The organism is Paenibacillus sp. N119s, assembly GCF_059447605.1.
This window is the reverse complement of the sequence record NZ_JCAJRU010000167.1, coordinates 1-11609: the sequence shown is the minus strand read 5'-3', so window position 1 is coordinate 11609 and position 11609 is coordinate 1. Positions and strand designations below refer to the sequence as shown.

The window sequence follows — 11609 nt, the reverse complement described above, 5'->3', positions numbered from 1 at the left end:
CGGAATTTATGGCTATGGTTACAAAAGTGATGAATTTATGGCGGCAGCTGTAAATTGGCAGAAAAAAAGAAATGGATGGGACATTGAGAAAGAATGGATTTTGTTCACCCCTGGAATCATTCCCGCACTGAACTTTATCGTGGAGACGTTCTGCAATAAAGGAGATAAGGTCATTATTCAAAGCCCGGTGTACTATCCCTTCCTAAACATCATTACAAATAATGGATGCCAAATTGCAAACAATTCGCTAATCTATGAACAAGGTGAATATAAAATCAATTTTGAAGAATTAGAAGCAATCGCCCAGGATTCTAAAACAAAAATGATATTTCTGTGCAGTCCTCACAATCCTGTCGGTCGCGTATGGACCGAAAAAGAACTGACACGTTTGGGAGAGATTTGTATCCGAAATAATGTGCTTGTCGTTTCCGACGAAATTCATTCTGATCTGATTTTTAAGCCAAATCACCATACTCCTTTTGGAAAAATATCCGAAGAATTCAGAATGAACTCTATTGTATGTACATCTCCTTCTAAAACATTCAATCTTGCAGGCTTGCAGTTATCAAATATCATTGTTCCAAACGAAAGACTTCGGAACGAGCTGAACCACAAATTAACAACCATCGATATTGACCCAGGCTCTTTTGCAACTGTCGCCCAAATTGCTGCGTACAATGATGGAGAAGAATGGCTTGAGCAGCTGCTTATCTATCTTGAGGAGAACCTGACTTTTATTGATCAGTTTGTGAAAGAACGCATGCCCAAAGTAAAATTGATCAAACCGGAAGCGACCTATTTGGCGTGGCTAGACTTTAGAGAGCTCGGACTTTCGGATCTTGAACTGCAACAGTTGATGCAGAAAAAAGCCAAGATTGCATTGGACGATGGATTTATCTTTGGCGCTGGAGGAGAGTTGTTTCAAAGAATCAACTTTGCTTGCCCTAGATCTTTACTACAACAGGCATTAGAAAGTATAGAAAGAAGTCTGCAAGGTCTCGATTAAGAGAATTTTCGTTATAATAATTTTCCTTTGTTCCTTCAGGAAACGTTCAATAAAATATTAATCCATAAAAGCTTGTTCAACAAAACAAAAAAGCCGCTATGTAGCGGCTTTTTAAGATTCAGCGTTCTAATTCTAGACATTTGTCCACTTTGATGTGTTATTTTTATTTTCTAAAACTGTATTTTTTAGGATGCATTTTCGAACTGGCTGTTATATAAATCGGCATAGAATCCGCCTTTGCTCAGCAATTCCTCATGATTACCCGTTTCAATAATGTTACCATCCTTCATGACCAGAATCAGACCGGCGTTCTTAATCGTTGAGAGACGGTGGGCAATCACAAAAGAGGTTTTCCCTACAGTAAGTCGGTCCATCGCTTGTTGAATCAGCAACTCTGTACGCGTATCGACCGAGCTCGTGGCTTCGTCCAGTATGAGCATAGGAGCATCCTTAATCATGGCTCTTGCAATGGTAATCAATTGTTTTTGACCGGCAGAGAGATTGGCTTTGTCGTCCAGCACTGTATCATAGCCCTGCGGCAATGTTTTAAGGAAGCTGTGCAGACCCACTGCCCTACATGCAGCTTCTATCTGTTCATCCGTAACATGCTCTTGGGAAAAAACGATATTCTCACGAATCGTTCCTTCAAACAGCCATGTATCCTGCAGTACCATGCAGAATAGTTTATGAACATTCTCACGTGTCAATTGACTAATCGGAGTTCCATCAATATAAATTTCCCCTCCGTTTAGCTCATAGAATCGCATGAGCAAATTCACAAGCGTTGTTTTACCAGCACCTGTCGGGCCAACAATGGCAATTTTCTGACCCGCTTTAGCTTTCATAGAGAAGTCTTTGATAATCATATGGTCTTCGTTATAACCGAAACGGACATGTTCGAATACGACATCTCCTTTGGCGTTATCCAGCCTCACGGTCTTGTCACTCTCAGCCGCCAATTCTTCTTCGCCCAGAAATTCGAATACACGTTCACTGGCGGCCGCCGCCGATTGCAGATTGGTCGCAGCCTGTGCCAACTGCGACAAGGGCTGTGTAAATAAGCGAATATACACCATAAAGGCCACAATTGTTCCGATCGTTATAACATGTTGGTTCACCAGCAAAGCGCCCACAATACAGACCGCAACATAACCGAAATTCCCGATAAACATCATAACTGGCATCATCAGGCCAGACATGAACTGGGATTTCCATGCATTCGTATATAAGCGTCCATTAATGTCATGGAACACTTCCTTAGCTGCTCTTTCTCCGTTATATACCTTGACTACGTTATGACCAGCATAGGTTTCTTCAATATGACCATTGATCTGACCAAGCTCTGCTTGCTGTGCTACAAAATATTTCTGTGAATGCTTCATAATTACGGTCATCAGTGAAAAACCGATCACCGTAGCTATAATCCCGGTAATGGTCATGATCCAGTTCGTATACAGCATCATAATCAATGCGCCCACAAAAGTTGCCAGTGCGCTGACAAGCGTGCCGAGACTATTGTTTAACGTTTGTCCGATGGTATCGACATCGTTGGTCACACGGCTGAGCACATTACCATAGCTCGTGGCATCAAAATACTTCAAAGGCATATGATTGATTTTTTGGGACAGTTCTGTCCGCATCTTCTTTGTAAGACGCTGTGACACGGTTACCGTAATGAATCCTTGGAAATAATTAAAGATAAGGCCGAGACCATACAAAACCACCAGTACAAGAACAATCTTCTCAATAGCATTTATATCAATCCCTGTTACGATTCCTTCCTGAATCAGGTTGGCAATATCGCTGAGCTTATCTGGACCAATCACATTGAAGACGGAACCGGCCAGTGCCAGCACCATAGAGAGGATAATCATAGGCGCATAGGCCTTGATGTAGGATAAGAGCTGGCGTATGTTTTTTCTAAAATCATTCGCTTTTTTACCAGTCCCCATCCCCTCCGTAGGACCGCTACCCATGGGAACTTGCTGTTTCATTTTGATATGCTTACTGCCGACGGTGTGTTCATTCTTGTCCATGTACGAGTTCCTCCTTCGAAAGCTGCGAATAAGCGATTTCCTGATAGGTGCTGCAATTCGCCATCAGCTCTTCATGTGTGCCGTTCCCTACAATCTCGCCCTGGTCGAGAACAATAATCCGGTCAGCGTCCTTAATGGTGCCTATGCGCTGAGCCACAATAAGTGTCGTAGCATGGCCGGTTTCTTGTTTAAGCGCAGAGCGCAGGACACGGTCTGTTCTGTAGTCGAGTGCCGAGAAGGAATCATCGAAGATGTAAATCTCCGGCTGGCGGTAGATGGCACGCGCAATGGACAGACGCTGCTTTTGACCACCGGACACGTTCGCTCCACCCTGTGAAATCCGTCCTTGATACTGACCGTCCATTTTTTCGACAAACTCCGTACCTTGGGCAATCCCCACAGCAGCTTTGACGAGTTTCTCCGAAGCTTCTGCTCTACCGTTATCACCATACGAAACGTTGGAAGCCACTGTACCGCTGAAAAGTACAGCTCTCTGTGGGACATACCCGATTTTGTTATGGAGTGTCTGCTGCTTATAGTTTGTGACATTCACGCCATCCACAAGTACCTCACCCTCAGTCACATCGTAGAAACGGGAAATCAGATTGATCACACTGGTTTTGCCGCTGCCTGTTGCACCAATAAAGGCAACCGTCTCGCCCTGTTTTGCCGTAAAGCTAATGTTGCGAAGCACAGGCTCCTCGGCATCCGGATATTTGAAGCTGACATTACGAAATTCCAACTGACCCATTACGCCCTCTTCTCCAGCTGTCTCATGTCCGTCGATGATGCGAGATTCGGTATTCAATACCTCCATAATCCGTTTGGCAGAAATCGAGGCTCGAGGCATCAGGAAGAATATCATACTTACCATCATAAAGGCCATGACCACCTGCACCGCATATGAGGAGAATACGACCATATTAGAGAATAGCGTAATGCGGTCCGGCACGGCCGCTCCGTTAATAAGATATGTGCCAATCCAATAGATCGAGACACTCAGACCCGACATAATAAAGGTCATCCCCGGACCAACCATTGCCATTAACCGGTTCGCAAACAGGTTTGTATTTGTCAATTCGGCATTGGCCTGTCCGAACTTCCCCTCCTGATACTGATCTGCATTATATGCTCGAACCACCCGAAGTCCAGTCAGATGCTCACGTGTTACCCTGTTTAGATTATCGGTGAGACGTTGGATTTTTTGGAAACGGGGAAGAGCGAAAATAACAATGACACTCAGCATCAGGATCAGGACAGCCACAGCTACTCCTGTAGAGGCGGTCCACTGCCAGTTTTTATCCGCAATCTTTGCAATAGCCCATACGGCCAGAATCGGCGCCTTGATAATCACCTGTAGCCCCAGCGCAACCACCGTTTGAATTTGGGTGACATCGTTCGTGGAGCGGGTGATGAGGCTGGCTGTTGAAAAGTTGCTCATCTCTTCCATTGAAAAAGATAAGGTTTTGTCAAAGACCATCGCACGCAGACGCATGGCTAGCCCTGCTGCGACCTTTGCCGCAAAATAGCCGACAATTATAGATGCAATCATGCTGCCGACGGCACACAATAGCATGTAAATACCTGGAATCAGCAGTTCCGACATCGGCGTTCCTGCGGTTTGCAGCTTGGTTGTAATTTCGGCCATATAATCAGGCAGCTTCAAATCGAGCCACACCTGCACAACGATGAAAGCCAGGCTGCAAAGCACGAACATCCATTCATTTTTCTTGAGATATTTGAATATCTTCAGCATTCTGTTGTTCTCCTTTTTTCTGAAAATCTTAGGTGTTGGTGCAATTTAACGTACCCTGCATACGGCCCCTACATAGGAACTTAGCTTTTAGAGACAATAAGCTTGATGAGTCGGATAAACTCTTTAGCATCCTGTTCGTCCAGCTTTCGAAGAATTTTCTCGCTCCATGCGACGCCTTCGTTGTACCTGTCAATCATAAATTGCTTGCCTGAATCCGTAATGAATACAATCACCTTGCGTTTGTCGTTGGCATCCGTTCGCCGTATAACCATCCCTTTTTTCTCCAAACTTTTCAGTGCCGTTGCTACCCGTCCCGTACTGACGGACAAGTATTCGCTCAAATGGCCTGAAGTAACCCCATCCTGCTGACTCAAAGCGATGAGAATCCCCATTTCGCCACGAGAGAAATGCATTCCTCGTTCCTCTAATACCGGTTTGCGCGATTTGGCGATACACTCGAATAGTTCGGTCGCTGATGCTCTATAGTCCATTGGCCGTACCACCCTCTGTATTTATCTTACACTGTAAGATAATAATGATATTCGGATATAAAGTCAATTTGGGAAAATATGAAATGGTTGAAGAAGGATAAATTATTCACATGACCATTCACGCGTAGAAGTTAAAAGAATCGAATAGAACGAATGTGAGGATTTTTCCGCTGCATCCTGATAATAATCCATATTTGGTAGACCGCTCTACTTATGGGCACCGAACCCGCTGCAAATAAAAAAAGCCGCGATTTTCGCAGCAATGTGATAATGATAGTTTCTCTTATTTATTATCAGCTGTTCCAATGGTAGGAAGCCTTTGGACAAGAATACTCGCTTCATCAATGGTTTGTTTTACAATAGAAGCAGCAGGTTGGTCGTTAGCTAATCGAAGACCTTGGCCCGCCCAAAGTGACATATACTCGGGGCTGTTCGCTTTTGCAGCTGCCTGACGAATGTCCCGGGTCATCGCATTTTGAATAGGGTAAGCAGGGATTGTCCCGCGATATTGATGCATGTCAATCATAAATTTTGTTTCTATACCTCTTGCAGCTTTGCCAGAGTATGCACGTGTAATTTGAGTGGAGTCCTCATTTGTTGATAGGATTTTCTGCTTGTACATTTCGTGGGCACCGCTCTCGGGACAGGCTAAAAACGCAGTGCCCATCTGTACTGCATCGGCTCCTAACAAAAGACTTGCTGCAAGTCCCCGCCCATCCATAACTCCCCCCGCTGCGATAACCGGAATCGACACATGGTCAACGATCTGCGGAACAATAGCCATGGTGCCTATCAAAGCATGAGAGGCATCTTTCAGAAAGGTCCCTCTATGCCCGCCTGCTTCGCTCCCCTGAGCCACAATAGCATCTACACCTCCTACCTCCAATTGCTTAGCTTCATCAACGGTTGTTGCAGTTCCAATAACAAATATTCCATGCTGTTTTATGGTTTGGATCATGTCTTGAGATGGTATGCCAAAAGTGAAACTAAAGATGGATACACGTTCCTCCAACAGTACCTGTACCTGCTCCTCAAATGATTCTGAAGACTTCAAAATCAATGGATTTTGAGCAGTGCCAAGTTCATCGCGATATTTATTAAGATAATCTGTCATCTGGAAGATTGCTTCTTCCGACTCTTCAGATTGCTCGGGCACAAACAAGTTTACTCCGAAAGGCTGATCCGTTTGTTGCCTGATTTTTTGGATATCACTGCGGAGTTGCTCTGGCGTTAAGTATCCGCCTCCCAGGTTGCCTAGTCCACCAGCATTTGAAACAGCCGCTACTAATTCAGGCGTCGAAACGCCACCTGCCATCGGCGCTTGAAAAATCGGATATTGAATTTTCAGAGCACGCGTCAATTGAGTCTCGAACACTTTTAAAAACCTCCTTTTATTGAAAACTAGACTAGTCATACGAGGCTACAGCGTTTTTCCTAAAAAATTCAACATTAATTCTCCAATTTCATTTGCGTGTGTTTCCAACGCAAAGTGTCCAGTATCATATTTATCGGTACTTCAATGTTTGATAATAGTAATATCCCATAAAATAAGCCTTTTGCACTGTTAGCTGGAGGGATTGAAAAGCAAAAGCAGCCCAATAGGGCTGCCTCTTCTGCCGTAATTATATTAATTACTCGTATATTTTACCCAGTCATATTCAGCGTACAGCGGATTGACTCCGTTATATGGACCTAACCAGCTATCTACTCCGATGCCATTCCACAGATTCATCATAATTTGGCCTGGCGTTTTCGGTATGTTCGTAGTTGCCGTATGCTTCAGAGCCCCGTCAACATACCACTTAATGTATCCTGGCTGCCAATCGAATGCATAGGTGTGGAAGCCACTTGATGCATCAAACCCCAGATCGATAACCTTCTCATGACCACCGACCCCGTTTGTATAATAGTTGAATTGCACTTTTGTTGTGTCTTTTCCTAAGAATTCAATATCTATTTCATCCCATTGCGTGCCATTAGAAGGTCCCGTATATGTGAAAAAGGAAGATACGATTCCTGTATTTTTAGCAGGCTTCATGTTGACCTCGTATAAGCCGTATCCGTAAGTATTCTTCGAACGATACTCTCCGCCGTCAAATTTATTGTACGCAGAACTCGTTAAACTAAGCTTCATTTTGCCGTCGTTAGTAAAATTGACATTATTGGCACGCCAAGTGCAATTAAACATGTTCCCATTGGAATATCCATCTGCCTTTTGCCATGTACTCGGATTATAATAGCTTAAAGGTTCCCAGAACACATTCGCCGCAAAAGCGCTTACCGAAAAAAACAGAGAAACTATACCCGTGATCACCAGTGTAAACCAATACTTCTTCTTCATAAATACACCTCCAAGAATAATTTCAAATATGAATAAAGTTGTGGAATGCGGTTTCCAGCAACATGATACAGTCTGCCGAAACCAATTAATAGAGCTTGCCTGGACATTTCATCGCCGATTGCGCTCACTTGGACTAACAGGAGGATCTCTCGATTTTACAAAAGGTCCAAAACAACTACTGTTTCGACGAGCGATCATAATGAAAATTCAATAAAATCCACGTAGGCATCCCAAGTGCCATCATCGCTCGTCAAGGTGAGTTTGATCTCCTGATCTCCAGTAGCGTGAGTAATATTCGACAAGGTTTGGACAGTCGGCGTTTTACCTGTGAACTTGAAAGAACCTACAGTCACTCCTCCAATAACCAAGTCTACTTTGGCCGTACCAGTATTACTTGAAGCCCCCCGCACTGAGATATTATGTGTAGGGTTGGCAAAAAACTGTGAATATGCAGCATAGTCAGCATTGGCATACAGAGCGACGCCGTCAAATGGTGCACTGATCTTGCCTACATAAGTACCGCCAATATTCATATTCTCGGCTTCAACCTTTGTTACTGTATTTCCCCCCGTGTTGGGAGTGAACTGCCAGGCATCCAAATTCATTAGATTGCCGTTACTTGACCCAGTAAACACCAGATAAACGTTGTGAACTCCTGTTGCATTATTGATCGTGGTCTCTACTTCTCTCCAGGTCTGCATACCTCCAGTTGACGGCACTTTCAAGGAACCGACTAGAGGACCTGTTTCACTGTCAAGCCGTACTTCAATGTTGCCACCGACATTTGTGGCCACATTAGCTTTGAACGTCTTCGCTCCGGTTGAGCCAAAATCAGCCTTTCCAACAGCGATCCAGTCCCCATTATGGATGTTGGTTACATCCATATTACTAATCGGGCCGCCGCTGGCTTGCGTGGGTTCGGTCGTAACACCTGCTTGCCATGCAATGGTCTCCGCCTCAACTCTGGTATACGGGTTCAAATTGGATAGCTGAGCGATTCCTGTCATATTCCCCTGCACTTCAGAGATGCTTCCGTCCTCCTTGTGCACTAGCTTATTAATATGCGGAGAGCGATAGCCTTTTCCATCTCCAATTTGAGCCTTGCTGACCGTTTGGGCATGGTACACGACATACCATTCATTCTTAAAATTAAATACAGCATGGTGGTTGTTGCCGCCAACGCCGAAGAACGTATACGGATTTTTTAGGAAATGACCTTTATAAGTGAAGGGACCCATCGGGTTATCACTAACCATATAGCCGATTTCACCTGCAGGGTACTGTGGCGGGTGTTTTCCGGCAAAGTTCATACAGTACGAATAATAGTATTTGCCGTTGTGCTTATGAATACCGGAATCTTCAAACAGGTAAGGAGCATCTATAGTGGTGGCGTTTCCAATAACGCTTGTCATATCTGCGCCTAATTTGATGACTCTGGCGGTTTTCGGATTTGCAATGGAAGCCGGATCGGATTCATTAGGAATTCCGCCACCGCTATACAGGTATCCCGTTCCATCATCATCTACCAGTACAGCTGGGTCAAAAAGCCAAGTCACGCCAGCCATCCCAGGTGTACTATGTGTCACAAGTGCTTTGCCAAGGGGATCTGTCCAAGGCCCAATAGGCGTGTCCGCTGTCAGGACACCAATCCCTGCTCCTCCATTGGCGAAATATAAAAAGAACTTTTCTCTGCCATTTATTTTTTTATGCGCAACCGCTGGAGCCCACGAGTTAGAGGCCCATTTGGCAATGCCTCTTCCACTGTTTTTGTTGTTGGCACCTGCAACTGGTATCGTTCCGTGATCCGTCCAGTTCACCATGTCTGTGGAAGATATGACCTGAATGCGATCCAGCGCACTGAAGTCGTTCTCTTTAATCGATCCATCCTTGTTATACACGTACGTATCGCTTGACATGTAGATATACACTCTTCCATCATATACCAATGAGTAGGGATCAGCTCCCAATTTATGATCCATTAGTGGGTTGGAATTTCCAGACTGTTTAGCCAGTGGTCGATTCGCAGCATCTACATTTATCCCGGGAAAGACACTCAGCAATAAAGCGAAGGAAAGAAATAAAACTAAATATTTTCTAATCATAGACATAACCTCCGTTTTTTTATATGGTCTAAAGCCGAGCTATCTGTAAATTTATCAGACTTATGAATATGCTCAGACTTCTACCCGTAAGGAAAACTGCCGTAAAAATTGATAAGAGATAGAATTAGGTTGTAATCGCTTACAATTTTATTCTTTAGATGCACTCTACGAGAGGAAACACTATATACGTATCGTCGTATCTATGCAGTAAACTTCAGTATTAATCGAATAAAGTATAGAAATGTAAAACATTAAGTATTAATATGTAATTTTATTCATAATAATGGTTTTATTTGGCACAATTATAACATGCTCTACCAAATATTACAATACTATTCTATATTAAAAGAGCACATCTAAAGGGATGTACCCTAATGATGTGCTCCGTGGATAATATTAAAATTCTTGTGCTGCCAATATGGCTTGACGAATGGCTTGCTTCTTTATGCTCTGTGCTTGGTCCGGCTGTTCACTGATACCTTCAACAAAAATAGCCTGTACATCATCAATACCCAGCAAATTCATGATAGCTTTTACATAACTGTGGCTGTACTCTACATCTTTAAACTTCCCGTGGGAGAGAACGGTTCCGGAAGCCTGAATGTGCATCACTCTTTTACCTTGCTGGGTCCCCGTCAAACCAGACAAACCCCGTAGCCCATTATCGGATCGCTTAATGGTTTTTCCTGTAACCGTAACTGCGTCAATGTACGTTTTCAGCACCGACGGAAAAGATAAGTTCCATACCGGATTGACAATGACGATCTTATCCGCCGCCATGAATTGATCGACAATCTCGCGCATCCGCTCCGCTTTGACCTTAGACTCCTCACTCAATTCATCGAAGGAAGGACCACTTGGCGGTTGCCCCCAACGTCTTAAAAGATCAGCGTCGATTTGCGGAAGATCCATGCACGGCGTGCTGGGCTGTACAGCCATCAGGAGTGATTTAACTAAGTCAGGTTTAGTAGTAAATCTCTTGTCCCAGCACCCGATTTATAGCCTTGATAAAGGCGAGATAACCACCATCGGGATCGGTTCGATGCGGAAGAGCCAAAAGCATTATTTCTTTAATCTGGTTATCGTCTAACTCATAGCTGTTTGTCAGGATTTCTGTGATCTCATCCACGGGTGTACCAAAAGCAAACTTCTGAGCTGCTCTATAGATTTCATAGTTCTCATAGATATCTCTCTGTACCATTTTCCGCATATTGATAAAATCATATATTTTTTTAACAGAATACAACACCACCAGCACAGTTAAGATCAGACCTGTCATTCTTAAAATTTCATTCATTCCCGCCAAACCTCCTAATTCCTCCTAACTTCCGGGTTAAGCGTAACATTTTCACCATTAGTTTAGGATTAGGGTTTTCATATAGATATAAAGATCCCCTTAAGATTTAGATGGCTGATAAAAAATAAAAAGACCCTGCCCATCTAAACTGTACCCTATAGAGTAGACACTTTAAAAAAGTCTCTCCGTAGGGTACTTTTTATATATCGAGAAAAATAGGAAGTGGAAACTGGAATGAGTAAAAAGACATTTACAGAGAAAGAAATTGAACAGCTTTCTAACAATCTTTATGTTAAGTCAGTTACATCAAAAGGTATTACATATACGGATGAATTCAAGAAACTTTTTATTTCGGAAAATAAAAAGGGCAAGCTACCGAGGGCTATATTTGAGGAATGCGGATTTGATGTACATGTAATCGGACTCCAACGAGTACGATCCTCGGGAAAAAGATGGCGTGCGAGCTTCCGGGAAAACGGTGTCTTGGGTCTGCACGATACAAGGAGCCAATCATCTGGAAGACCCCTTAGAAGGGAACTGACACTGGAAGAAAAGAACGCCAGGCTTGAAGCGCAAAACG

The 11609-nt window shown here is 43.7% G+C and carries 10 protein-coding genes; 2 read left to right on the top strand and 8 right to left on the bottom strand.

Annotated elements, in window-relative coordinates; genetic code table 11:
- Positions 1-1006, top strand: a 1006-nt coding sequence (locus AC5V8P_RS17800) for a MalY/PatB family protein (protein WP_495473751.1), incomplete at its 5' end; no start/stop codon positions are given.
- A gap of 185 nt (positions 1007-1191) precedes the next feature.
- On the opposite strand, the gene AC5V8P_RS17795 is transcribed toward AC5V8P_RS17800, so the two are convergent.
- The 8 genes from AC5V8P_RS17795 to AC5V8P_RS17760 all read right to left on the bottom strand — a co-directional run bounded on the left by AC5V8P_RS17795 (position 1192) and on the right by AC5V8P_RS17760 (position 11029).
- Positions 1192-3042 carry an ABC transporter ATP-binding protein gene (locus AC5V8P_RS17795; protein WP_064797891.1) on the bottom strand — a complete coding sequence of 617 codons (1851 nt, stop codon included), beginning with the start codon at positions 3040-3042 and terminating at the stop codon, positions 1192-1194.
- Positions 3029-4798 carry an ABC transporter ATP-binding protein gene (locus tag AC5V8P_RS17790; RefSeq protein WP_064797890.1) on the bottom strand — a complete coding sequence of 590 codons (1770 nt, stop codon included), beginning with the start codon at positions 4796-4798 and terminating at the stop codon, positions 3029-3031. Before AC5V8P_RS17790 ends, AC5V8P_RS17795 begins: the two co-directional genes overlap by 14 nt.
- Before the next feature lie 80 nt (positions 4799-4878).
- Positions 4879-5289, bottom strand: a complete 411-nt coding sequence (locus AC5V8P_RS17785) for a MarR family winged helix-turn-helix transcriptional regulator (RefSeq protein WP_063211019.1) — start codon at positions 5287-5289, stop codon at positions 4879-4881.
- A gap of 283 nt (positions 5290-5572) precedes the next feature.
- Positions 5573-6664 (bottom strand): NAD(P)H-dependent flavin oxidoreductase, encoded by a 1092-nt coding sequence (locus AC5V8P_RS17780; protein ID WP_063211021.1) that lies wholly within the window; start codon positions 6662-6664, stop codon positions 5573-5575.
- A gap of 252 nt (positions 6665-6916) precedes the next feature.
- Positions 6917-7630, bottom strand: a complete 714-nt coding sequence (gene bglS, locus AC5V8P_RS17775) for a beta-glucanase (protein ID WP_063211023.1) — start codon at positions 7628-7630, stop codon at positions 6917-6919.
- A gap of 194 nt (positions 7631-7824) precedes the next feature.
- Complete coding sequence (locus AC5V8P_RS17770; protein WP_064797889.1) at positions 7825-9732, bottom strand: carbohydrate-binding protein; 1908 nt, start codon at positions 9730-9732, stop codon at positions 7825-7827.
- A 396-nt stretch (positions 9733-10128) separates the two neighbouring features.
- Positions 10129-10644, bottom strand: a complete 516-nt coding sequence (locus tag AC5V8P_RS17765) for an NAD(P)H-dependent oxidoreductase (RefSeq protein ID WP_231116949.1) — start codon at positions 10642-10644, stop codon at positions 10129-10131.
- Positions 10645-10696: 52 nt separating this feature from the next.
- Positions 10697-11029, bottom strand: a complete 333-nt coding sequence (locus AC5V8P_RS17760) for a hypothetical protein (RefSeq protein WP_063211027.1) — start codon at positions 11027-11029, stop codon at positions 10697-10699.
- 234 nt (positions 11030-11263) lie between these two features.
- Between AC5V8P_RS17760 and AC5V8P_RS17755 the strand changes: the two genes are divergently transcribed.
- Positions 11264-11609 (top strand): HTH domain-containing protein (locus tag AC5V8P_RS17755; protein WP_495473752.1); only part of this gene is annotated, 346 nt, incomplete at its 3' end.